This window comes from Pseudomonas sp. CFBP2511 (assembly GCF_030209255.1).
GTDB classification, from domain to species: domain Bacteria; phylum Pseudomonadota; class Gammaproteobacteria; order Pseudomonadales; family Pseudomonadaceae; genus Aquipseudomonas; species Aquipseudomonas avellanae.
In genome coordinates this window covers 60,486-82,830 of the sequence record NZ_JARVSI010000024.1, presented here as the reverse complement: position 1 = coordinate 82,830, position 22,345 = coordinate 60,486, and the positions used below count along the sequence as shown (strand labels likewise).

Here is a 22,345-nt window from a genome sequence, read left to right as displayed (position 1 = left end):
CCATGAAACTCGCCCCCGCCCAACTGGCTAAACACCTGCAAGGTACGCTCGCGCCTGTCTATGTGATCAGTGGCGACGACCCGCTGCTTTGTCAGGAGGCTGCCGATGCCGTCCGCGCCGCTGCACGCCAGCAGGGCTTCGATGAACGTCAGGTGTTCAGCGCAGACGCCAGCTTCGACTGGGGCACGTTGCTCCAGGCCGGTGCCAGCATGTCGCTGTTCGCCGAACGCCGTCTTCTGGAACTGCGCCTGCCTTCGGGCAAGCCCGGTGACAAAGGTGCAGCCGCGCTCATGGAATACTGCGCCAGACCTGCCGAAGACACCCTGCTGCTGATCAGCCTGCCCAAACTGGATGGCAGTGCGCAGAAGACCAAATGGGGCAAGGCACTGGTTGAAGGTGCGCACACCCAGTTCGTGCAGATCTGGCCGGTGGACATCGGCCAGTTGCCACAATGGATTCGCCAACGTTTGTCGCAGGCGGGGCTTTCGGCCACACAGGATGCTGTCGAACTGATCGCAGCGCGGGTTGAAGGTAACCTGCTGGCCGCTGCGCAGGAAATCGAAAAGCTCAAGCTGATGGCCGAAGAAGGCCAGATCACTGTTCAGACCGTACAGGCTGCGGTGGCCGACAGTGCGCGTTTCGATGTATTCGGCCTGACCGACGCAGTGCTCAACGGCGAGGCGGCACATGCCCTGCGCATGCTTGAGGGCCTGCGCGGCGAGGGGGTCGAGACGCCGGTGATTCTCTGGGCGTTGACTCGCGAACTGCGTGCGCTGGCCAACATGTCCCAACAGTTCAGCCAGGGTGTGCCGCTCGACAAGGTGTTCAGCTCGGCCCGCCCACCGGTCTGGGACAAGCGCAAACCGCTGATGAGCAAAGCCCTGCAACGCCACTCGGCAAAACGCTGGAGCCAGTTGCTGATGGACGCGCAGCGCATCGACGCGCAAATCAAGGGCCAGGCGGCAGGCTCGCCGTGGAGCAGCCTGAGCCGACTGGCGCTACTGATGGCGGGACAGAGGCTGGCGCTGCCAGCGGAGTGAGTGCATGTCGGACCTATTCTTTCAGCTCTTTTTTGAAATACCGCTTCGTTACATTTGCTACCCCATCGGCTGGCCGATCGTGCGCATCGTCACGTGGGGGAAATACCCCAGGAAAGGCTCTTGGCTCAAAGATAACTGGCAAGCAGGATGGACCAGCGCCACCGGTTTCGTGGTCTTGGTGTTTTCCATCGTTGCGCTGTTCGTGCATTGAGCTGAGGGTAAACGCAAATTCGCGGGAGCGCCGCCCCGGTCGCTCCTACAAGTGTTCACTCAGCCAAGGCCCCGCGCCTTCGCCATAGCACACAACTATTAGACATAACCGCCAATCTGCCCGATGATTTGCAGCGCTTTACAACACCCATCAGGAGCACCCGCCATGAGCAAGCCAAAACGGCCGAACAAGGCCAAATCGATCATCGCCCAGCCCTTGTTCCGCAGTCGTCAGGAACAACCTTCCAAGGGCAAAGGCAGCTACCGCCGCGAAGCCTTCCAGTCTAAAAGCTGGGAGGCTTCCTGCTTTATGGCAGCCTGATATCGAGCAACACCTGCGGGGCGCTTTCCACCGCTTAGCCGTGTTATGGTCTGCACCTAACGGTAATACCCTTGGACTCAAGCATGCCTTCTCGTTTTACCCATCGCCCGCAGCTGCGCCAACTCATCGCTGCCTCCAGCCTTATCGCCCTGGTAGCTTGCGCAGAAAAACCCACTGCTGCCGATGCCACGCCCCTTCAAACCAGTAAAGCGCAAACAAACGCTCCGGCCGTGGCCCCCACGCCAGCACTGGTCGTCGATGACACGCTCACCATTCAGCCCGCCGTCAGCTTCAGCGAATGGCAAGCCGGTTTTCGTGCTCAGGCGCTCAAGGCAGGCATTCGGGCGGACGTATTCGACCTGGCGTTTGCCGGTGTCACGCCCGACATGAGCGTGGTCAAAGCCGACCGCAGCCAGCCCGAGTTCAGCCGCCCGGTCTGGGAATACCTGGACGGTGCCATTTCCGCTGTACGCGTGCGCAAGGGTCAGGCGTTGCTGTCGCAGTACGCTGATGATCTGCAGAAGATCGAGCAGCAGTACGGCGTGGACCGTCAGGCATTGGTCGCGGTGTGGGGCATGGAGAGTAATTTCGGAAGCTTTCAGGGTTCGCAATCGGTGATTCGCTCACTGGCGACGCTAGCCTACGAAGGCCGTCGTCCGGGTTTCGCGCAGAGCCAGTTGCTGGCCGCGCTGGAGATCATCCAGCATGGCGACATCACCCCGGACAAAATGCTCGGCTCGTGGGCCGGGGCAATGGGCCAGACCCAGTTCATCCCGACCACTTACAACACCCACGCCGTCGATTTTGACGGCGATGGCCGCCGCGACATCTGGAACACCCCGGCCGACGCCCTCGCCTCCACTGCGCACTACCTGCAAAGCTCCGGCTGGCAGCGTGGTCAGCCGTGGGGCTTTGAGGTGGTGCTAGGCTCCGGGTTTGACTACTCGCTGGCCGATTCGACAACCCGCAAGAGTCTTGCTGAATGGCAGCAACTGGGCCTCAAGCAACCCGACGGCTCGGCGATTCCGGTCGCGGCCAGCCAGCAGCAGGCGGTCTTGTTGTTGCCCGCGGGTTATCGCGGCCCGGCCTTTCTGGTGCTGGATAACTTCCGTGCGATTCTCAAGTACAACAACTCCACCTCCTATGCCTTGGCGATCAGCCTGCTTTCCGACCGTTTCAAGGGCGCAGGGTACGTGGTCGGTGCCTGGCCACGCGCAGACACGCCGCTGAGCCGCTCTGAGCGTATCGAGTTGCAAAGCCTGCTCTCGGCCCGCCAATACGACGCAGGCGCGCCAGACGGCATTATCGGCGCCAATACGCGCAAAGCAATCCGCAGCGCACAGCAATCCTTCGGCTGGCCGGCCGATGGCTATCCGACGCATGAGTTGCTGGAAGCTCTTCGCAAGCCTGCGGGGCAGTAATCGGGAGGACGCAGAGCGTCCAGAACGGCATGCCAACGCGGAGCGTCGGCACGATAGTGTTCTTACGGACGCCTATCGTTCCTCACGCTCCAGCGTGGGAATGCATTTCCGGACGCTCTGCGTCCAATCTCGACCAAAGATGCGGCGAAGTGTGTGACGCGGAGCGTCACGAACTGCATGCCAACGCGGAGCGTCGGCACGATAATCAACCGCAAAAAAGGGCCAGGTATCGCAACCTGGCCCTTATTGTTTTGCGGCTCGCTGTCAGAGCATCGCTTTGGCGATCTTGGCTTGCTCGTCGGCGTGGTACGACGAGCGCACCAGCGGGCCTGAAGCGACGTTCTTGAAGCCCATCTTGTAACCTTCCTCGGCGAACCAGGCGAAGGTGTCCGGATGGACGAAACGCTGCACCGCCAGGTGGTTGCGCGATGGCTGCAGGTACTGGCCCAGGGTCAGCATGTCGATGTCGTGCTCGCGCATGCGCTTCATGACTTCGATGACTTCTTCGTCAGTCTCGCCCAGACCCAGCATCAGGCCGGATTTGGTCGGTACGTGCGGGACCATCTGCTTGAAGCGTTGCAGCAGGGTCAGCGACCACTGGTAATCCGAGCCAGGACGCGCGGCCTTGTACAGACGCGGCACGGTTTCCAGGTTGTGGTTGAACACATCCGGCGGCTCGGCTGCAGTGATTTCCAGCGCTACGTCCATGCGCCCACGGTAATCGGGCACCAGTGTTTCGAGCTGAATGCCCGGCGACAGCAGGCGGATCTCGCGGATGCAGTCGGCAAAGTGCTGAGCGCCGCCGTCACGCAGGTCATCACGGTCTACCGAGGTGATCACCACGTATTTCAAGCGCAAATCGGCAATCGCGATGGCAAGGCTCTTCGGTTCGTCGGCGTCGAGCGCCTTCGGACGGCCGTGGCCCACGTCGCAGAACGGGCAGCGACGGGTGCAGATGTCGCCCATGATCATGAACGTCGCGGTGCCGCCGGAGAAACATTCGCCCAGGTTAGGGCAGGATGCCTCTTCGCAGACGCTGTGCAGCTTGTGCTTGCGCAGCAGTTGCTTGATACGGTCGACCTCCGGAGAAACCGGGATGCGCACGCGAATCCAGTCAGGCTTCTTCGGCAAGTCTACAGTCGGGATGATCTTGACCGGGATGCGCGCAACCTTCTCCGCTCCGCGCAGCTTGACGCCGGCTTCGACTTTCGGACGGGCCACACGCTCGGAAACGTCAAGCGTCGGGATCAGGGTTTGCACGGTGTCAGTCATATTGGTTTATTCCGCCCGTAAGGGTCGCCTGCTCAGCGTAGTCGAGGTGTTTGACGAGCTGCGCACGCAGTCGGACACTTACCTCGGAAAATTCTATCTGCCCTGCCTGATCGCTCAGTTGGGTCATGGCCAGCCCGGCATAGCCGCAAGGGTTGATGCGGCGGAACGGCTCCAGGTCCATGTCGACGTTCAACGCCAGGCCATGGAACGAACAGCCATTGCGAATGCGCAGACCGAGCGAGGCGATTTTCGCGCCATCGACATATACACCCGGCGCATCGGCCTTGGCCGCAGCCGTGACGCCATAATCGGCCAGCAAGGCAATCAGCGTGTTCTCGATCCGGGTGACCAGATCGCGCACACCAAAGCCAAGGCGCCTGACATCCAGCATCAAATAAGCGACCAGCTGGCCCGGGCCATGATAAGTCACTTGGCCGCCACGATCGACCTGTACGACAGGAATATTGCCCGGCAGCAGCAAATGCTCGGCCTTGCCGGACTGCCCCTGAGTGAAGACCGGCGGGTGCTGGACCAGCCAGACTTCATCGCCAGCCTCGCGGCCACGCCCATCGGTGAAGCGCTGCATGGCGTGCCAGGCGGTTTCGTAATCGATCAGACCCAGATCACGAAAGCCCAGAGCATTGGCCATCAGAGCACCATGTGCACAAAACCAGTAGCGCGGAGGGCACTATTGATATCGCGCAACTGGTCTTCGCTGGTCGCGATGATGTGCAACTGGACAGTGGTGTACTTGCCGTTGCTGCTCTGACGCTCGGCGAGCGTTTTGGCATCGACCTGGGCGTGCTTTTCAAGCACCTCCATTACGGCGGCCGTAAAACCGGCGCTGGTGTCACCGATCACTTTGATCGGGTAGTCAACGCAGGGAAATTCGATTTTGTGCGACTTGATGTCGGTATCAGTCATGGCAGTAAAGGTCTCACAAGCCGTGACGACGGACACGCGACCCGCTCAGATCATGAGCAGGCCGCGAGAAGGTCGGCATTGGTTACTGAATCAGTTGAACAAGCCGTAGAAGAACAGGCGGATGCTATCCCACACGCGGCGGAAAATGCCACCTTCCTCGACTGCATCAAGGGCAATCAGATTGGCGGTGTGAACCACCTGATCGTCCTTCTTGACCTCGACCTTGCCGATCACGTCGCCCTTGGCGATTGGCGCAACCAGTTGCGGGTTCATGGTCATGCTGGCGGACAGCTTTTTCATGTCGCCTTTGGGCATGGTCATGCTCAGATCTTCAGCCAGACCGGCCTTGACCTGACGCTCGGTGCCTTTCCAGGCAGTTGCCTGAGCCAGCTCGGTGCCTTTCTGATAGAAGTTCTGGGTTTCGAAGAAACGGAAGCCATAGGTCAGCAGCTTCTGGGTTTCAGCCGCACGAGCCTGTTCGCTGTTGGTGCCGAACACCACGGCAATCAGGCGCATGCCGTCACGGACGGCCGAAGACACCATGCAGTAGCCGGCTTCGTCGGTGTGACCGGTTTTCAGACCGTCAACGGTCTTGTCACGCCACAGCAGCAGGTTGCGGTTAGGCTGTTTGATGCCGTTCCAGAAGAACTCTTTCTGCGAGTAGATCGCATAGTGAGCCGGGTCTTCGTGGATGATGGCTCGGGCCAGAATCGCCATGTCGTGCGCCGACGAGTAGTGCTCCGGGTTCGGCAGACCGGTCGGGTTCATAAAGTGGCTGTTGGTCATGCCCAGGTCGCCGGCGGTCTTGTTCATCATGTCGGCAAATGCATCTTCGCTGCCGGCGATGTGTTCAGAGATCGCGACGCTGGCGTCGTTACCCGACTGGATGATAATGCCGTGCAGCAGATCGCTGACCGTGACCTGGCTACCGACCTTGATGAACATCCGCGAACCGCCAGTGCGCCAGGCGTTTTCACTGATGGTCACCGGATCGTTTTCCCCGATCTGGCCACGACGGATTTCCAGGGTCGCGATGTAGGCAGTCATCAGCTTGGTCAGGCTGGCAGGCGCCAGACGCTGATCACCGTTGTTCTCGACCAGAACGTTGCCGCTGGTAGCGTCCATCAGCACGTAGGACTTGGCGGCCAGTTGCGGTGCGGCAGGCGTCATCTGCTCCGCAGCCCAGGCAGCCGGGGTGATAATCAGTGGAACAAGCAGGCACAAACGTTTTGCAAAGGTGGTGATGTTCATCCGTCTCTCGAGAATCCTAATGGGCAAACATGCCCTTGCGGGCAAAACTGAACAGACCGGCGAGGCGAAAGCGCCTCGGTACGGCTCGTGGCGCCAGGCTGTAACCCTGGCTGACAAAGTCGCCGGTTCGACACACGACCTTGTGGGCAGTTACCTGCAACGCTTGCCCTGCTGGCAAAGCTGCGCCGCCTGCGACTGCATCTCGCCCTCCACTGCTGCCGGAAGGCGACTGTCGAAAAACTTACTGATCCGATGTCACTACGCTCGGCTGGCCCAGATTGGCCGACCTGACGCTGTTTTGCAGCTGCTGGGCTTCACCCGGCGTGTCGATCGGCCCCATCCGGACCCGATAGAGCGTTTGCTGATTGCGAGCGATCGAGCTGACGAACACCGGCGCTCGAACCATCCCGCTCAGTTTCGACCTCAGGAGCTCCGCAGCGTCCGGGTTGGCGAAGGCTCCCACCTGGAGAAACAGCCCAGCGGCTTGTCCTGAAGCGTTTTTTTTTGCGTCAACCTGCAACGGCACGACAGGTGCAGCGTGCTGCTGGGGTGGCGGTGTGTATTGTTCGACGGTGCCGGTGGAAGTGGACAGCGCTGGCGGTGTTGCCTGGGCCATCACTTGTGGCTGATTGAGCATCAGCGGCGCCGGACGGCCACGTTGCGCCCACCATTCCTGAGGGTCGATACCTTCGACCTTGACCCGCGCAGTGCCGCTTTCGGCGTAACCGAGTTTTTTGGCGGCGGCGTAGGACAGGTCGATGATGCGGTCCGAATAAAACGGCCCACGGTCGTTGACCCGCAGAATCACCGTGCGGTTGTTGTCCAGGTTGGTCACTTTGACGTAGCTGGGCAGCGGCAGGGTCTTGTGCGCGGCACTCATGCCGTACAGGTCGTAAACCTCGCCATTGGCGGTGTTCTGGCCATGAAACTTGGTGCCATACCAGGAGGCGGTGCCCGAAGCGACGTAGCGCCTGGAATCGCTCATGGGGAAATAGGTCTTGCCCAGCACGGTGTACGGGTTGGCCTTGTAGGCCCCGGTGTGCAGGGTCGGCGTGGCATCGGGGATGCGCGAAACATCCACGTCCCACCACGGCGCGCCGTCCTTGTGAGCACGGTTGATGTCCAGGCCCGGCATGGTGCGTACAACTGCACCGCCTTTTGGTGACTGCGACGACGTTGTGCGTGACGGCGACGAGCAACTGGCGACCAGCACTGCCAGGCCAGTCAACGCCAGAAGCTTGAATGATTGAAGAATCGGCGATGCCCGCATTACTTGACGCCTCGAGCTTGAACCAACGATTCAGACAGCTGATACACGGCCATGGCGTACATCACACTGCGGTTATAACGGGTGATTGCATAAAAATTGTTCAGACCCAGCCAGTATTCGGGACCATTGTCGCCTTCAAGACGGAATGCCGTCACCGGCATGTCGTCGCGCAGCGCATCATGACTTGCCCAACCCAGCTGTCGCAACTCCCCGACCGACATTACCGGATCAAGTGCAGGGCTCAAGCCTTCATCAACCCGGTCGCCACGCGCCGTTGCGCGGCTGACGACCTGCTGGCCGGCCACCCAGCCATGACGCTTGAAATAGCTGGCCACGCTGCCGATGGCGTCGTCCGGGTCGGTCCAGATGTTGATGTGACCGTCGCCGTCAAAGTCCACTGCATAAGCGCGGAAGCTGCTCGGCATGAATTGCGGCAGGCCCATTGCGCCGGCATACGAGCCTTTCAGGGTCAGCGGATCGACCTGTTGCTCGCGGGCCAGCAGCAGGAACTCACGCAGTTCCTTGCGGAAGAACGGGGCGCGCGGCGGGTAATCGAAACCGAGCGTCGACAAGGCGTCGATCACCCGGTAATTACCGGTGTTGCGGCCGAAAAAGGTTTCGACGCCGATGATCGAAACGATGATCTGCGCCGGTACGCCATATTCCTGCTCGGCGCGGGCCAATGCGGCCTCGTGCTGACGCCAGAAATCGACACCGCGGGCTATGCGCGTGTCAGTGATGAACATCGGCCGATACTCTTTCCACTGCTTGACCCGTTCAGCCGGGCGCGAAATGGCATCCAGAATGGCCTGCTTGCGCTCGACCTCACGAAACAGGCCCATCAACTGCTCGCCGGCAAAACCGTAGTCGCGGGTCAGTTCACCGACGAACTCGGCCACTTGGGGCGAACCTTCGTAATCACCGGCCAGTGCCTCTTGCACCGACCCAAGGATGCCCACCAGGCCGACCACCGGAGCATATCGAGCCCAGTTACGCATTGCTTGCATTGAATAGTTCACCTTAATCAAACTTGAGCGATCCATTTACGGTGTGTATGGATCGACATCAAAACCCCAAACGCTGACAGTAGGGTCACGAGCGAAGTTCCGCCGTAGCTAATGAAGGGCAGTGGTACGCCCACCACTGGCAGCAGGCCACTGACCATACCGATGTTGACGAAAACGTAAACAAAAAACGTCATGGTCAACGCGCCGGCCAGCAATTTGCCGAACAGTGTCTGCGCTTGCGCAGTGATCACCAGCCCGCGACCGATCAGCAACATATAGATGATCAGCAGCGCACAGATGCCCACCAGTCCGAACTCCTCGCCCAGCACCGCAATGATGAAGTCGGTGTGGCTTTCCGGCAGAAAGTCGAGGTGCGACTGGGTGCCCAGCAACCAGCCCTTGCCAAATACGCCGCCCGAACCAATGGCTGCCTTGGACTGGATGATGTTCCAGCCGGTGCCCAGCGGATCGCTTTCCGGGTCGAGAAACGTCAGTACGCGCTGTTTCTGGTAGTCATGCATGAAGAAGAACCACATGGCCACCGCCGCAGGCACGGCAGCCGCCAGCACACTGAGAATCCAGCGCCAGCGCAGGCCTGCCATGAACAGCACAAAGGCCCCGGACGCCAGAATCAGCAACGATGTGCCGAGGTCGGGCTGGCGCACGATCAGAATGAACGGCACACCAATAAGCGCCAGACTGACCCCGACATGCTTGAGGTGCGGCGGCAACGTGCGCTTGGACAGGTACCAGGCGATGGTCGCCGGCATGATGATCTTGAGAAACTCCGAAGGCTGGAAGCGAATCACGCCGGGAATATTGATCCAGCGGGTCGCGCCCATTGCGTTATGGCCCATCACATCCACAACCACCAGCAACAGCACGCCAATCACATAAAGCACCGGCACCCAGCGCGCCATGAAACGGGGCTCCAGCTGGGCAATCACCACCATCGCCACCAGACCGATGCCGAACGAACTGGCCTGCTTGATCAGCAGGTCCCAGTTCTTGCCGCTGGCCGAATACAGGACGAACAGGCTGCCCGCCGCCAGGGTCAGCAGCAGGATCAGCAACGGGCCATCGATATGAATGCGCTGCAGAAACGTGGCGCGGCGACGCATCACGTCTTCGCTGGACAGGATGCGGTCGAAATTACTCTTCACGGGCCGCAGCCTCCAGATTCAGGGAACCGGCGTACTCAGGCTTGAGATGGCCGTTTTCGTCGAGCAGCCAGGCGTCCAGGACCTGACGAACTACAGGTGCAGCCACGCCGGAGCCGGACTCGCCGTTCTCGACCATGACTGCCACAACGATTTTCGGGTTGTCGGCCGGCGCAAAACCGACGAACAAAGCGTGGTCACGGTGACGTTCCTGCACCTTGGTGCGGTCGTATTTCTCGCCTTGCTTGATCGCAACGACCTGCGCCGTACCGCTCTTGCCGGCAATCCGGTATTGCGCACCGATGGCAGCCTTGCGCGCCGTGCCGCGGGCGCCGTGCATCACTTCCTGCATGCCGTGGTTGACCCGCCCCCAGTTGGCCGGATCACGCAGCACGATGTTCGGCATCGGGTTTTCGTCCACCGGCGCTTTGCCCTCGATGGTCCTGGCCAGATGCGGACGGTTCCAGACACCCTTGTTGGCCACCAGCGCGGTCGCCTGGGCCAGTTGCAACGGGGTTGCCTGCATGTAGCCCTGACCGATCCCGAGAATCAGGGTTTCGCCCGGGAACCAGGCCTGACGGCGCGTGGCGCGCTTCCATTCACGGGACGGCATCAGGCCGGGAGACTCTTCGAACATGTCCAGCGACACCTTCTGCCCGATACCAAACTTGTTCATGTAGGTGGCAAGTCGATCAATGCCCACTTTGTGTGCCAGATCGTAGAAGTACGTGTCATTTGAACGCATGATCGCCGTATCCAGGTCCACCCAGCCGTCGCCGGTGCGGTTCCAGTTACGGTACTTGTGATCGTAATTGGGCAGTTGGTAATACCCAGGATCGAAGACCCGCGAGCCAGGCGTCACAGCGCCGGAGTCCAGCCCGGCAATCGCCACGGCAGGCTTGATGGTCGAACCGGGTGGGTAAAGGCCGCGCAGAATGCGGTTGAACAGTGGCCGGTCGATGGAATCGCGCAGCTCTGCGTAGGCCTTGAAGCTGATACCGGTCACGAACAGGTTCGGATCGAAGCTGGGCGCACTGACCATCGCCAGCACTTCACCGGTAGAAGGGTCCAGCGCCACCACCGCACCACGACGCCCGCCCAGCGCCGCTTCGGCGGCTTCCTGAAGATTGATGTCCAGGCTCAGGACGATGTCCTTGCCGGGGATCGGGTCAGTGCGTTTAAGCACGCGCAGCACGCGGCCACGAGCGTTGGTTTCGACCTCTTCGTAGCCGACCTGACCATGCAGTTCGGCTTCGTAGAAGCGTTCGATACCGGTCTTGCCGATATGGTGCGTACCGCTGTAATTGATCGGGTCGAGGCTCTTGAGCTCTTTTTCGTTGATCCGCCCCATGTAGCCCACCGAGTGCGCAAAATGCGGCCCTTGCGGGTAGTGGCGTACCAGTTGCGCCACCACTTCGACGCCCGGCAGGCGGAACTGGTTGACGGCGATCAGGGCGATTTGCTCTTCGCTCAACTCGAACAGGATCGGCACCGGCTCGAAAGGCCGACGCCCCTGCTTCATGCGTTTTTCGAAAATGATCCGGTCGTCAGGGGTGAGCTGCAGGATCTCGACGATGGTGTCGAGCACGCTGGACCATTCGCCGGAACGCTCGCGGGTCATGCTGAGGCTGAAACTGGGCCGGTTATCCGCCACCACAACGCCGTTGCGGTCGTAGATCAGGCCACGGCTGGGCGGAATGGGCTGAACGTGAACACGATTGTTTTCCGACAGCGTGGAGTGATAGTCGTACTGGATGACCTGCAGGTAATACAGACGGGCAATCAGTACGCACACCAGCAACACGACCGCCACAGCACCGAACACGACCCTGCCGCGCACCAGACGTGCGTCTTTTTCGTGGTCTTTTAGGCGGATCGGTTGAGACATTTAGGCCGTGTTCACAGTAAAGGACGATGCTACTTGTGATAAGGGTGCCCGGACAGAACTGTCCAGGCGCGATACATCTGCTCGCCGATCAGAATGCGTACCAGCGGGTGCGGCAAGGTCAGCGGTGACAGCGACCAGCGCTGCTCACTGCGGGCACAGACCTCCGGTGCCAACCCTTCGGGACCGCCTACCATCAGGTTGACCGTGCGCGCATCAAGGCGCCAGCGATCGAGTTCGACCGCCAACTGCTCAGTGCTCCACGGTTTGCCCTGCACTTCCAGCGTAACAATCCGCTCACCCGGCTGCACTTTGGCCAGCATCGCTTCGCCTTCCTGACGGATAAAGCGCGCGACATCGGCGTTCTTGCCACGGGTATTGAGCGGGATTTCCACCAGTTCAAGCGCAAGCTCGGAAGGCATCCGCTTGGCGTACTCGTGCCAACCTTCTTCCACCCACTTGGGCATGCGTGAACCCACAGCGATCAGACGCAAACGCACATCAAAGCCTTATTCGTTGCCTGGCGTGTGGTGCGCAGCGCTGGCGGCGCGGCTCAGCTCGGCACCTTTCCACAGACGCTCCAGGTCATAGAACTGGCGTGCCGCAGCGGTCATCACGTGAACGATCACATCGCCCAGGTCCAGCAGAACCCAGTCACTGTCGCCCTTGCCTTCTTCGCTCAGGGATTTCAGGCCGGCAGCCTTGACCTTGTCACGAACGTTGTCGACCAATGCGTTCAGCTGGCGATTGGAAGTACCGGTGCAGATCAGCATGTAATCAGCGATGCTGGTCTTTTCACGCACATCGATAGTCAGAATGTCGCCACCCTTGACCTCTTCCAGGGCTGCGATGGCAACCTGCACGACTTCTTCACTGCTCATTTTTTGCTTTGTCATATAAAACTCATTCAGCTCGTATGTGTGGGACCGCCCAAACGCTTATCGATAAAAGCAGTTTCAGGGCGACCCATCAGTGTTCGGCGCACGGTAAAGCCCGTGCACATCGATATAGGCCAGTACCGCGTCTGGCACCAGAAAACGTACCGACTTACCGCTGGCCAGCAGTTGACGGATCTGGGTGGCAGACACCGATAAAGGCGTCTGCCAGACGAATGTAATCTGTCCGCCCGGCCCTTTCAGGGCCTTTGGGTCGCTGACCGCGCGTGCCGCCAGCAGGTTGCGCATGGCATCCGGCGACTCGCTGTCTGCGTCCGGGCGTTGCAGCACCACAATATGGCAGTGCTCCAGCAGTTCTTCCCACCGGTGCCAGGTTGGCAGCCCGCAAAAGGCATCCCAACCCAGCAACAGAAACAACTGGTCCCGAGGCGCCAGTTCGGCGCGCATCGATTCCAGTGTGTCGAGGGTGTAAGACGGTTTGTCCCGTTTCAGCTCACGGTCATCCACCGTCAGGGGCGACACGCCTGCAACCGCGCTCCTGACCATCGCCAGACGGTCCTGGGCCGTAACACTCGGCATGTCACGATGCGGAGGCCTGGCGCTGGGCGTCAGGCGCAACTCATCGAGTTCCAGCAGTTCGGCCACTTCAAGCGCACCGCGCAAGTGGCCGATATGAACCGGGTCGAACGTGCCCCCAAGCATGCCGATACGTCTGGGCAGCGTGGTCATGGGGTTGTTCAAGTCAGGCGTGCCCGCGCAATTGGCCATCACCGATCACGATGTACTTCTCGCAGGTCAGCCCTTCCAGCCCCACAGGACCACGGGCGTGCAGCTTATCAGTAGAAATGCCGATCTCGGCACCCAATCCGTATTCAAAGCCGTCAGCGAAGCTCGTCGGGGCATTGACCATGACCGAACTGGAATCGACCTCGGCCATGAACCGGCGAATCTGGCTCTGGTGATCGGACACGATGGCATCGCTGTGATGCGAGCCGTAATGATTGATGTGCTCGATGGCTTCGTCCAGCCCGGACACGACACGAATCGAGAGGATCGCCGCCAGGTACTCGGTGTGCCAGTCGTCTTCGGTGGCCGGGATAACGTCGATCAGCTCGCGGGTGCGCTCACAACCGCGCAACTCGACGCCCTTCTCGCGAAACTGCGCCGCCATGGCAGGCAGAAAATCGGCTGCGATGGTCTGATCGACCAGCAGGGTTTCCATCGCGCCGCAGATACCGTAACGGTAGGTCTTGGCATTGAAAGCGATCTTTTGCGCCTTGGGCAGATCGGCATGGGCACTGACGTAAACGTGGCAGATGCCGTCCAGATGCTTGATGACCGGCACACGGGCGTCACGACTGACCCGCTCGATCAGGCCCTTGCCGCCACGCGGAACGATGACGTCCACGTATTCAGGCATGGTGATCAGCGCGCCAACCGCCGCACGGTCGGTGGTCTCGACCACCTGCACCACAGCAGCGGGCAGACCGGCTTCGGCCAGACCGCGCGCGATACAGGCGGCAATCGCGCGATTGGAATGAATGGCTTCGGAGCCACCGCGCAGAATGGTCGCGTTACCGGACTTCAGGCACAGGCTGGCTGCATCGATGGTCACATTCGGACGTGATTCGTAGATGATGCCTACAACGCCCAGCGGCACACGCATCTTGCCAACCTGAATACCCGACGGCCGATAACTCATGTCGCGGATCGCGCCTACGGGGTCTGCCAGGCTGGCGACCTGACGCAACCCGACGATCATGCTGTCGATGCGTGCGGGGGTCAGGGCCAGTCGTTCCAGCATTGCCGGCTCAAGGCCGTTGGCCTGACCGTTGGCCAGGTCCAGTGCATTGGCGGCAGACAGCTCGTCGCGGGCTTCGTCCAGAGCGGCGGCAGTGGCCTGCAGGGCGCGGTTCTTCTGCGCGGTGCTGGCACGACCGATCACTCGCGAAGCTTCGCGGGCGGCGCGACCCAGGCGGGTCATGTAGTCAAGAACGGACTCAGTCATGGTCTCAGAGGTCTTGGCGGAGAGGAAAGCGGCCGATTATAGCTGTCGTGGGGCACGAACGACAGCGCAGACAGGCGGATGGTCGATATCAGTGCGCAGATTTATTGGCCGGTGACCAGCATGGCGGCACGTCATGCGCATGCAGATCGCGCATGGCGCTGACTGGCTTGTCATGATTCAGTCACGTTCAGAAACAACAAAGCCGTTAATCAAGACACATTCAGCTGCAATTAAAGTTGCGCTTGTTATCATCGGGCACCTTCTCAACGTACCCGTCTGACTATGCCTGCGGCCCTTCAAGACCATTTCTTTCAACGTGATGCCCAAGTGCTCGCCCGCGACCTGCTGGGCAAGGTGATCCGCCACAAAGTGGGTGAACTGTGGCTGGCCGCCCGCATCATCGAAACCGAAGCGTACTACTGCGCCGAAAAAGGCAGCCATGCCTCGTTAGGCTACACGGAGAAGCGCAAGGCGCTGTTCCTCGAAGGCGGCCACATCTATATGTATTACGCGCGTGGCGGTGATTCGCTGAATTTCAGCGCCGAGGGGCCGGGCAATGCGGTGCTGATCAAATCGGCGTTTCCGTGGACCGACGCCACCAGCGATGAAAATGCGTTGGCGCAGATGCAACTGAACAACCCCGATGCCAGTGGCGCAATTCGCCCGCCGCAGCGGCTTTGCGCCGGCCAGACGCTGCTGTGCAAGGCGCTTGGCCTGAAAGTACCCGCATGGGACGCCAAGCGCTTCGACCCGCAACGGTTGCTGGTCGAAGACGTCGGCCAGACACCCGAGCGCATTATCCAGACCACCCGACTGGGCATCCCCAGCGGACGCGACGAACACCTCATGTATCGCTTTGTGGACGCCGGCTACGCCCGCTTCTGTACACGGAACCCTCTCAGACGCGGTCAGGTCGAAGGCCGCGACTACTTATTTCTCGATCAAGGAAACTGACCCATGGGCGACCTGCTCAATGGCATGACCGGCTGGCTGACGGCGAACCCTTCCTGGGTGGCTGTCGCGATCTTTTTAGTCGCATTCACCGAATGCGTCGCGATTGTCGGGATCGTTGTGCCGGGCACCGTGATCATGTTTGCGATTGCCGCGCTGGCGGGTAGCGGCATTCTGCCGTTGAGCGAAGTGCTGTTACTGGGCTTTCTGGGCGGGCTGCTGGGGGACGCGGTGTCTTACTTCATCGGCAGGCGCTTTCATCAGAACATTCGCCAGTTGCCAGGCCTGCGCACGCACCCGGAATGGATGGCCGGCGCCGAGAGCTATTTCCATCGCTATGGCATTGCCAGCCTGCTGGTGGGGCGCTTCATCGGCCCTTTGCGGCCGATGCTGCCGATGATTGCCGGCATGTGCGACATGCCGCTGCCGCGCTTTATCGCCGTCAGCGTGCTCGCCGCCGCTGGCTGGTCGATTGCCTACCTGATGCCGGGCTGGGCTGCGGGCGCTGCCATTCGCCTGCCGTTGCCAGAGGGCTTCTGGCCAGAGGCGGCAGTGGTCGGCACCGGGCTGGCGGTGCTGTTCGGGCTGAGCATTCAAAGCAGCGTGCGTCAGAAACGCTACGCGACCAAGCTGATTTCCGTGCTCAGCCTGACGCTGGTCGCCGCGCTGTTCATCGGCTGGCCTTACCTGGCTGATTTCGACAACGGCCTGATGACGCTCATCCAGGAACACCGCAGCGAAGCCGCGCAGAACATCGTGCTGTTCGTCACCAGCATCGGCGACTTCAAGGCCCAGTTGCTCGCGGCCTCCCTGCTGATCATTGTCCTGGCGGTCGCCAGGCAGTGGCGCCACGCGACCTTCGCCCTGGCTGCCACGCTGGGCACCGCTGTCGCCAACGGCCTTCTGAAAACCTTCTTCGCCCGCGCCCGTCCGGACGTGCTGGTCGACCCCTTGACCACCTACAGCATGCCCAGCGGGCACAGCTCCGCAGCCTTTGCGCTGTTCATGACGCTTGCCGTGCTGGCTGGGCGTGGCCAGCCGGTGCGCCTGCGTCTGAGCTGGATGTTGCTGTGTGGCATTCCGGCCTTGGCGATTGCCTTGTCGAGGGTTTATCTGGGAGTGCACTGGCCAACCGACGTGCTGGCCGGGATGCTGCTGGCGTTCTGCGTTTGCGCCGCCAGCCTGGCGTTCATTCAGCGCAAGGAACCCCTGCCGGCCATGTCGGTACGGGTCTGGTGGCTGATCGTCCCGGCGATGACCGCGCTGCTCGGTATATTTGCGGTGCGCGCCCTGTCGCATGCGGTGCTGCGCTATCAGTACTGATCAGCACACCTGATCGCACCTGCGTCGCACCCGCTGAAACGGGTGCGATACTTCGCAAATCTGGCACCTTGCCATTGCTCTTTCGACACGTTGACTACACTGCCTTTTAACAGGTGAGTAAGCGACGGCGTTGTCGAAGGAGTGCTGATGTCCGCCCTGAATCGTTACACAGCAATGCCCGCTCGGCAGCGCGGCGCAATCGGCCTGATCGCGGCGCTGACGCTGGGGCTGGCATTGTTGTGTGCCCTGGTCGTGGTCGACAGCGGCAGGCTGTACCTGGAGAAACGCTCGCTGCAAAGGGTTGCGGATATCGCCGCGCTGGAGGCCGCAGGACGCAGAGGAGCGTGCAGCGGTGCGGCCAGTGCGCCCGACTTTGCCAACCAGAGTGCCATCCGTAACGGTTTTACCCCGAACACCGATGGCCGCACGCTGGTGACTCGCTGCGGAACGCTCACGGTAGGCGCACTGAGCCAGCGCGTGTTCGTCGCCGATTCCACCCAGGCGCTGGCCATTCAGGTGGTCGCCTCTCATCCGGTGCCGCGCAGCATTGCCGCAGGCATTGGTGCTGCGTTCGATAAATCACCATCGCCTGCCAACGTCACGCTCAGCGCCACAGCCGTTGCCGCCAGCGCCGCACCTCTGGTGGCGCTGACCATCCGCAGTGCAACCATGACGGTGGACAGCACCCGGGCGGCCATTCTGAACCCGGTCATTGGCAGCCTGCTCGGCGGGTCACTCAACCTCAGCGTTGCGAACTGGCAGGGCCTTGCCAGCACCGACCTCAGCCTGCTCAGCTACCTGAACCGGCTCAAGACTGACCTCAACCTGACGGCAGTCGGCTACAGCGATGTACTCAACACGTCGGTTTCGGTCAGCCAGTTGATCCAGAGTGCCATCAATGTGCTCGACCCCGGCGCAACCTTGACCGGTACGGCCACTATTGCCGGCCTGCAGGCCTTGAAGCTGGCGGCCGGTGCAACCACGGTGGTGCTGGGCGACCTGTTGTCGATACATGGCAGTTCGGACATCGCCGCACTAAACACCAATCTACGCCTGCTGGACCTGGTTCAGGGCCTCGCGCAGTTGGCCAATGACAAGACCGGCATCTCCACGGCTGCGCAAATCAACGTAGGCACCCTGGCGCAGATCACGACGCGCATTCAGGTCGTCGAGCCACCTCAGTTGTCGGCCATCGGCGACCCGAGCAAGATCGACCCGCTCAACCCCAAAACCGGTGCCAACCGGATCTACGTGCGCACGGCGCAGATGCGTGCGCTGGTGTCGATCAACCTGCCGGTGCTGGGCACTATCACGTCATTGGCCAATACCGCGGGCTCGGTGGTCGGCAGCCTGACGCCGATTCTCAACAGCGCGTTGAGCCTGAACATTGCCGGCCTGGTGACATCGGCTACCTGCGCTGTAGGGCTGAACAGCTGCATGGTCACCGATTTCAAGTTTCTGACCTCCGGCACCTCCGGCCCCCGAATCGACCTGAGCCTGGCGCTGGCCAGTGCCGACACCTATGTCACCGGCTTCACCTGCACCAGCAATACCAATAAAACCCTCAGCGTCAAAACCGATGCGGCACTGCTCAGCGCCAAGGTTGGCTTGATCAATGACGGTTTTCCTGCCAGCACGGATCCCACGGCAATAACCACCACACCGCTGCCCGTACTCGATATCGGCACTCAAACCTGTCAGAAAATATTGGGGCTGCTAGGCAACTGCACCGCCCGTACCCCCTTCGGCGGCGGCGGCATCGGCCTCACGTTCGACACGGTCAGCCAGTCACCATTGGGCAGCTCGACGGTCGTCAGCACCATCTTCAGCTCACCCAACCTCCCTGAAATCAACAGCGCGCCGTACTTTCTGACCGGTGTTGCAGACACCAAACCCAGTACCTTGCTCAACGGCACGGTTTCCAGCGTGAAGGTAAACGTCTATAAACCCGCGACCAGCAACGTGTTGGGCAATGTCATCACTGGAACGGCAGTAACACTGAACAGCCTGACCGTTGCACTCGACGCCATCGTCGACAATACGCTCACAAACTTGCTGACGACGGTCGTCGACCCGCTGTTCGAGTCGCTTGGCCTGAACCTGGGCGCCACCGACGTCGGGGCCAATCTGAGCTGCAACATCGGCCAGGCAAAGCTGATCATCTAGCCTTCATTGAAGATCGGCAGTTCGATGCGAAAACGCGCGCCCTCGCCCACGTTGCTGACACTGAGCTGGCCGCCCATCTGATCGACGATGCCGTAACTGACCGACAAGCCCAGCCCGGTGCCGACGCCGACAGGCTTGGTGGTGAAGAACGGCTCGAAAATGCGCTCCAGCAAACGCGGGTCAATACCGCCACCGTTGTCCTGAACCACCAGGCGGATGATATTTTCATCCCGCTCGGCTTCGACACTGATCCACGGCTCGAACTCACGGTCTTTTTCACGCCGCGACAGCAAGGCATCCCGGGCATTGACCATCAGGTTGATCAGCACCTGCTCCAGCTGATCGACATGCCCACGCACCCGCACCGCCTCAATCATGCTCCCGACGCGAAGCTGCACGCCCTTGCCTTTCATGCCCTCGGCCAGCATCGAAAGAGTGCCTTCAACGGCCTGAGCCGGATCGAACAGTTGCTCTTCGACCTCGGAACGCCGACCGAACACCCGCATGTGGTCAACCACACGGGCGGCACGTTGCACCTGCGTGTCGATACGCGTGAGTTTTTCAGTGAGGTATTCGATATCCACATCGCCCCTGCTAAGGCGCTTCAAGACGTTGACCACCGCCATGCGCATGACGTTGAGCGGCTGATTGATCTCGTGAGCCAGGCCGGTGGACATTTCGCCGAGCGTCGCCATCTTGGCGCTCTGATTCAGCTGCATCCGTGAGCGGCGCACGTCGGTGTTGTCGCGGCCCACGGCCTGCACCTCGACCAGCGTGCCATGCTCATCGAAAATGCCCCGGTCGGCCCACACCCACCAGGCGTATTCACGGCCGGGCAACTCGATGCAGATTTCTTCGGTGCTCAACGGCGCCTCAGGCGTCAGCAGGCCGATGCGCCGAATGAACGCTTCGCGCTGCTCATCCGAGAGCCAGTCGCCGAGATTGATCCCGGTCAGTTGCTCCGGGGTGCATTCCATGTAGTTGGCCAGCGGCCGGTTGCCGAAACTGAGCACCAGATCAGGCGAATAGCGACAGATCATCGCTGGAGAATCTTCAACCAGAATGCGATAGCGCTCTTCGCTCTGGCGCACTTGCTCGGCCGCCAGTGTGGCTTCGGTAACATCCAGCCATAAACCGACTGCCTCCACCGGCATGCCGAGGTCATCGCGCAACAGCCGGGCCTCGTCCAGCAGCCAGTGATAATTGCCACCCTTGTCGCGCAACCGGTATCGCCGGCTGACCAAGCCTTCACGCAGCAACTGCCGATTGCGCTCGAACCAGATGTCGCGGTCTTCGGGGTGGATGTATTCAGCCAGTTGCCCCTCGATGCAGTCGGCCAGCGTCCAGCCCAGCAAAGGCGTGAGGCTGTCACTGAAAAAAGTCGGCTCCAGGTTGCCTTGATCGTAACGCTGCACGTAGATCACCGCCGGTGAGCTGGCAATCAGGTTATCCAGCCGGGCATGGGCGGCAGCCGCCTCGGTTTCCTGGTTCTTGATATCGCTGACATCGAGCATGAAACCCAGCACGCGCTTCACCTGCCCGCTGATCAGCGCCTGGCCCTGAATACGAAACCAAAGGGTTTCCTGCGCGGGGTCACTCTGCGCCAGACGCACGCAGAGCAGCAATGGCGTGCCTTTGTCACGCAACTGGGCGAGACGGCTGGAAAGCTCCTGGCGGTCTGCCGGATGAATCATCGCCAGCCAGTCCTGACGTGACAGGCTTTCGACCCTGTCAGCCAGACGCAGACTGCGCGCCAGTTGCGGGGCCAGCAGGACCTCGTCGCTGGCGGGCATCAGCTCCCACCACCCGGTACCCAGCAGCCCTTGAAGCACGGCCAGCCGCTCGACGTGGTGACGGTTGTGCTGCTCGGACAAGCGAAACAGCACCGGACCTGCCAGCGCCGAGCAGAGGTTCAGCCACTCACGCTCACCGAGGTCGGGTGCCTGCTGTCGCGGGTCATAGAAGCCGAACATCAGCCATGCTTTGGGAGCGTTGTCACGACTGTGCGGGATCAGAAAACCGTCAGCGTTAGCGAACACACTCTGCAACGGCCCTTGATCGACGCCGCTGCCAAACCTCAATTGATGGGTGATATTGGCATCGAAGCGGTCCAGCGCCGTCCCCAGTCGCTGTCCGACCTGCCACAGTTCCGGTGCCGTATGCGCGCTGTACTGGCAGTAGACACGCCAGCCGACACCGCTGACCTCCGGCAACACCAGCGCCACACAAGGAATACGCCACAGCTGCGCCAGCTCTTCCAGCTGTTCGGCCGCCACCGCCGTCAGCCGTTCCACGTTGCACACACGCACACGCTCGGCCATCTGCCCGGCGAACCGCAAGCACTGCTGGCGACTGCGAGCGGCGTTGGCTTCTTCCATCAGGTCGCTGATATCCAGCAATTGCAGCAGCCAGCCCTTGCCGTGCGCCTGGACCCAGCCGCGGGCGTGCAAGGTGTGCGTGTCGGCGCTCTTGAAGTCCAGATCGAGCATGTGCCCCAGCCAGTCATGCGGCACCCCTTCAACGACCAGCGCGCTATTGGGCAGCAGCAGGTTCATCAGCCGCAGAGCAGCGAACGTCGGCGCTGCCATGCCCAGTCGCGCAAGCAATTGCGGGCTGATGCTCTGTATCCGCCCCTCTTCATCAAGCAGTAGATAAAGGTCGGCGCCGATCGGATCGGGCTCGCTGGATACAGGCAAGGTCTGCGGCGAAGACGGCGCTTCACCGCGTCCGAGCCACCGGCTCAGGCGATTCTTTTCATGGGACAAGTTGCAGGCTCGCTTGGGCGGTCAGATTGGTCGGCAAACGCGGGATCTCACCGATGCCGGGCAGGGTCAGCAGCGGCAATACCTGGGTCAGTCGGGTCTTGGGATACTGGATGGTGACGGTCAGCACACCGGCGGTGTAAGTAACGTTGGTATAACTTGCACTGAAGCCCAACGCAGGCGGCATCCATGACAACTGGCTCATCACGACACTCTGTGCCTGGCTTTTCAATAGACTGTTATAATTTGTAACTGTTGGACTGAGGGCGACACTTCGGCGCACGGCTTCACTGGCCGCCGCATTGAATGACTGCATCATCAGCAACGGCAGGCTATAACTCACCACGCCGTAGAACACCGCAAAGAACACCACGAACACTGCGGCGAACTCAATAGCAGCGGCACCCTGTTGCTTATCGGGAAAGGTCTGCTGCGCACGTGTTTTCATTTCAACGTCTACCCTGACATCTACGACCT

At 61.0% G+C, this 22,345-nt stretch carries 21 protein-coding genes; 7 read left to right on the top strand and 14 right to left on the bottom strand.

Annotated elements, in window-relative coordinates; genetic code table 11:
• The first annotated feature begins 2 nt into the window (after positions 1 to 2).
• The 4 genes from holA to QRN38_RS20140 all read left to right on the top strand — a co-directional run bounded on the left by holA (position 3) and on the right by QRN38_RS20140 (position 2,993).
• Positions 3 to 1,040 (top strand): DNA polymerase III subunit delta, encoded by a 1,038-nt coding sequence (holA, locus tag QRN38_RS20155; RefSeq protein ID WP_011105191.1) that lies wholly within the window; start codon positions 3 to 5, stop codon positions 1,038 to 1,040.
• 4 nt (positions 1,041 to 1,044) lie between these two features.
• A complete protein-coding gene (locus tag QRN38_RS20150; RefSeq protein ID WP_017703176.1) occupies positions 1,045 to 1,251 on the top strand; it encodes a hypothetical protein in 207 nt (68 codons plus the stop codon).
• 165 nt (positions 1,252 to 1,416) lie between these two features.
• Complete coding sequence (arfA, locus tag QRN38_RS20145) at positions 1,417 to 1,572, top strand: alternative ribosome rescue factor ArfA (RefSeq protein ID WP_003376569.1); 156 nt, start codon at positions 1,417 to 1,419, stop codon at positions 1,570 to 1,572.
• 83 nt (positions 1,573 to 1,655) lie between these two features.
• The gene (locus QRN38_RS20140) at positions 1,656 to 2,993 is read left to right on the top strand and encodes a lytic murein transglycosylase (protein ID WP_024667087.1); all 1,338 of its coding nucleotides are present in this window, start codon (positions 1,656 to 1,658) and stop codon (positions 2,991 to 2,993) included.
• 264 nt (positions 2,994 to 3,257) lie between these two features.
• On the opposite strand, the gene lipA is transcribed toward QRN38_RS20140, so the two are convergent.
• The 12 genes from lipA to QRN38_RS20080 all read right to left on the bottom strand — a co-directional run bounded on the left by lipA (position 3,258) and on the right by QRN38_RS20080 (position 14,666).
• A complete protein-coding gene (gene lipA / locus QRN38_RS20135; protein ID WP_005763246.1) occupies positions 3,258 to 4,265 on the bottom strand; it encodes a lipoyl synthase in 1,008 nt (335 codons plus the stop codon).
• Positions 4,258 to 4,914, bottom strand: a complete 657-nt coding sequence (lipB, locus tag QRN38_RS20130) for a lipoyl(octanoyl) transferase LipB (RefSeq protein ID WP_007244676.1) — start codon at positions 4,912 to 4,914, stop codon at positions 4,258 to 4,260. Before lipB ends, lipA begins: the two co-directional genes overlap by 8 nt.
• Complete coding sequence (locus QRN38_RS20125; protein ID WP_005763243.1) at positions 4,914 to 5,189, bottom strand: DUF493 domain-containing protein; 276 nt, start codon at positions 5,187 to 5,189, stop codon at positions 4,914 to 4,916. Before QRN38_RS20125 ends, lipB begins: the two co-directional genes overlap by 1 nt.
• 90 nt (positions 5,190 to 5,279) lie before the next feature.
• Positions 5,280 to 6,440: a D-alanyl-D-alanine carboxypeptidase family protein gene (locus QRN38_RS20120; protein ID WP_057417858.1), complete on the bottom strand. Its 1,161-nt coding sequence runs from the start codon at positions 6,438 to 6,440 to the stop codon at positions 5,280 to 5,282.
• Positions 6,441 to 6,681: 241 nt separating this feature from the next.
• A complete protein-coding gene (locus tag QRN38_RS20115; protein ID WP_007244675.1) occupies positions 6,682 to 7,710 on the bottom strand; it encodes a septal ring lytic transglycosylase RlpA family protein in 1,029 nt (342 codons plus the stop codon).
• Positions 7,710 to 8,717, bottom strand: coding sequence for a lytic murein transglycosylase B (gene mltB / locus QRN38_RS20110; protein ID WP_005736753.1), 1,008 nt, complete (start codon positions 8,715 to 8,717; stop codon positions 7,710 to 7,712). The genes QRN38_RS20115 and mltB overlap by 1 nt, the downstream gene beginning before the upstream one ends.
• A 17-nt stretch (positions 8,718 to 8,734) precedes the next feature.
• Positions 8,735 to 9,838: a rod shape-determining protein RodA gene (gene rodA / locus QRN38_RS20105; RefSeq protein ID WP_007244673.1), complete on the bottom strand. Its 1,104-nt coding sequence runs from the start codon at positions 9,836 to 9,838 to the stop codon at positions 8,735 to 8,737.
• Positions 9,839 to 9,869: 31 nt separating this feature from the next.
• Positions 9,870 to 11,765 (bottom strand): penicillin-binding protein 2, encoded by a 1,896-nt coding sequence (gene mrdA, locus QRN38_RS20100; RefSeq protein ID WP_005736754.1) that lies wholly within the window; start codon positions 11,763 to 11,765, stop codon positions 9,870 to 9,872.
• Positions 11,766 to 11,794: 29 nt separating this feature from the next.
• Positions 11,795 to 12,262, bottom strand: coding sequence for a 23S rRNA (pseudouridine(1915)-N(3))-methyltransferase RlmH (gene rlmH, locus QRN38_RS20095; RefSeq protein ID WP_003313894.1), 468 nt, complete (start codon positions 12,260 to 12,262; stop codon positions 11,795 to 11,797).
• A gap of 9 nt (positions 12,263 to 12,271) precedes the next feature.
• Positions 12,272 to 12,658 (bottom strand): ribosome silencing factor, encoded by a 387-nt coding sequence (gene rsfS / locus QRN38_RS20090; RefSeq protein ID WP_005763231.1) that lies wholly within the window; start codon positions 12,656 to 12,658, stop codon positions 12,272 to 12,274.
• 60 nt (positions 12,659 to 12,718) lie between these two features.
• A complete protein-coding gene (gene nadD, locus QRN38_RS20085; protein WP_161458274.1) occupies positions 12,719 to 13,378 on the bottom strand; it encodes a nicotinate-nucleotide adenylyltransferase in 660 nt (219 codons plus the stop codon).
• 22 nt (positions 13,379 to 13,400) lie between these two features.
• On the bottom strand, positions 13,401 to 14,666 hold the full coding sequence (locus QRN38_RS20080) for a glutamate-5-semialdehyde dehydrogenase (protein ID WP_007244670.1): 1,266 nt from the start codon (positions 14,664 to 14,666) through the stop codon (positions 13,401 to 13,403).
• 282 nt (positions 14,667 to 14,948) lie between these two features.
• Between QRN38_RS20080 and QRN38_RS20075 the strand changes: the two genes are divergently transcribed.
• The 3 genes from QRN38_RS20075 (at position 14,949) to QRN38_RS20065 (ending at position 19,106) form a co-directional block, all read left to right on the top strand.
• Positions 14,949 to 15,620, top strand: a complete 672-nt coding sequence (locus QRN38_RS20075; protein WP_005763225.1) for a DNA-3-methyladenine glycosylase — start codon at positions 14,949 to 14,951, stop codon at positions 15,618 to 15,620.
• A gap of 3 nt (positions 15,621 to 15,623) precedes the next feature.
• A complete protein-coding gene (locus QRN38_RS20070) occupies positions 15,624 to 16,940 on the top strand; it encodes a bifunctional DedA family/phosphatase PAP2 family protein (RefSeq protein ID WP_007244669.1) in 1,317 nt (438 codons plus the stop codon).
• Positions 16,941 to 17,087: 147 nt separating this feature from the next.
• Positions 17,088 to 19,106: a pilus assembly protein TadG-related protein gene (locus tag QRN38_RS20065; RefSeq protein WP_057417859.1), complete on the top strand. Its 2,019-nt coding sequence runs from the start codon at positions 17,088 to 17,090 to the stop codon at positions 19,104 to 19,106.
• On the opposite strand, the gene QRN38_RS20060 is transcribed toward QRN38_RS20065, so the two are convergent.
• Both QRN38_RS20060 and QRN38_RS20055 read right to left on the bottom strand, forming a co-directional pair.
• Positions 19,103 to 21,871: a PAS domain-containing sensor histidine kinase gene (locus QRN38_RS20060; protein ID WP_057416775.1), complete on the bottom strand. Its 2,769-nt coding sequence runs from the start codon at positions 21,869 to 21,871 to the stop codon at positions 19,103 to 19,105. The genes QRN38_RS20065 and QRN38_RS20060 overlap by 4 nt on opposite strands.
• On the bottom strand, positions 21,861 to 22,316 hold the full coding sequence (locus QRN38_RS20055; RefSeq protein ID WP_005763217.1) for a TadE/TadG family type IV pilus assembly protein: 456 nt from the start codon (positions 22,314 to 22,316) through the stop codon (positions 21,861 to 21,863). The genes QRN38_RS20060 and QRN38_RS20055 overlap by 11 nt, the downstream gene beginning before the upstream one ends.
• Positions 22,317 to 22,345 lie beyond the last annotated feature (29 nt).

Excerpts from the sequence above, each read along its gene's own strand:
- holA (WP_011105191.1), top strand. The coding sequence starts at position 3 with ATGAAACTCGCCCCCGCCCAACTGGCTAAACACCTGCAAGGTACGCTC.
- QRN38_RS20150 (WP_017703176.1), top strand. The coding sequence starts at position 1,045 with ATGTCGGACCTATTCTTTCAGCTCTTTTTTGAAATACCGCTTCGTTAC.
- arfA (WP_003376569.1), top strand. The coding sequence starts at position 1,417 with ATGAGCAAGCCAAAACGGCCGAACAAGGCCAAATCGATCATCGCCCAG.
- QRN38_RS20140 (WP_024667087.1), top strand. The coding sequence starts at position 1,656 with ATGCCTTCTCGTTTTACCCATCGCCCGCAGCTGCGCCAACTCATCGCT.
- lipA (WP_005763246.1), bottom strand. The coding sequence starts at position 4,265 with ATGACTGACACCGTGCAAACCCTGATCCCGACGCTTGACGTTTCCGAG.
- lipB (WP_007244676.1), bottom strand. The coding sequence starts at position 4,914 with ATGGCCAATGCTCTGGGCTTTCGTGATCTGGGTCTGATCGATTACGAA.
- QRN38_RS20125 (WP_005763243.1), bottom strand. The coding sequence starts at position 5,189 with ATGACTGATACCGACATCAAGTCGCACAAAATCGAATTTCCCTGCGTT.
- QRN38_RS20120 (WP_057417858.1), bottom strand. The coding sequence starts at position 6,440 with ATGAACATCACCACCTTTGCAAAACGTTTGTGCCTGCTTGTTCCACTG.
- QRN38_RS20115 (WP_007244675.1), bottom strand. The coding sequence starts at position 7,710 with ATGCGGGCATCGCCGATTCTTCAATCATTCAAGCTTCTGGCGTTGACT.
- mltB (WP_005736753.1), bottom strand. The coding sequence starts at position 8,717 with ATGCAAGCAATGCGTAACTGGGCTCGATATGCTCCGGTGGTCGGCCTG.
- rodA (WP_007244673.1), bottom strand. The coding sequence starts at position 9,838 with ATGCGTCGCCGCGCCACGTTTCTGCAGCGCATTCATATCGATGGCCCG.
- mrdA (WP_005736754.1), bottom strand. The coding sequence starts at position 11,765 with ATGTCTCAACCGATCCGCCTAAAAGACCACGAAAAAGACGCACGTCTG.
- rsfS (WP_005763231.1), bottom strand. The coding sequence starts at position 12,658 with ATGACAAAGCAAAAAATGAGCAGTGAAGAAGTCGTGCAGGTTGCCATC.
- QRN38_RS20080 (WP_007244670.1), bottom strand. The coding sequence starts at position 14,666 with ATGACTGAGTCCGTTCTTGACTACATGACCCGCCTGGGTCGCGCCGCC.
- QRN38_RS20075 (WP_005763225.1), top strand. The coding sequence starts at position 14,949 with ATGCCTGCGGCCCTTCAAGACCATTTCTTTCAACGTGATGCCCAAGTG.
- QRN38_RS20070 (WP_007244669.1), top strand. The coding sequence starts at position 15,624 with ATGGGCGACCTGCTCAATGGCATGACCGGCTGGCTGACGGCGAACCCT.
- QRN38_RS20065 (WP_057417859.1), top strand. The coding sequence starts at position 17,088 with ATGTCCGCCCTGAATCGTTACACAGCAATGCCCGCTCGGCAGCGCGGC.
- QRN38_RS20055 (WP_005763217.1), bottom strand. The coding sequence starts at position 22,316 with ATGAAAACACGTGCGCAGCAGACCTTTCCCGATAAGCAACAGGGTGCC.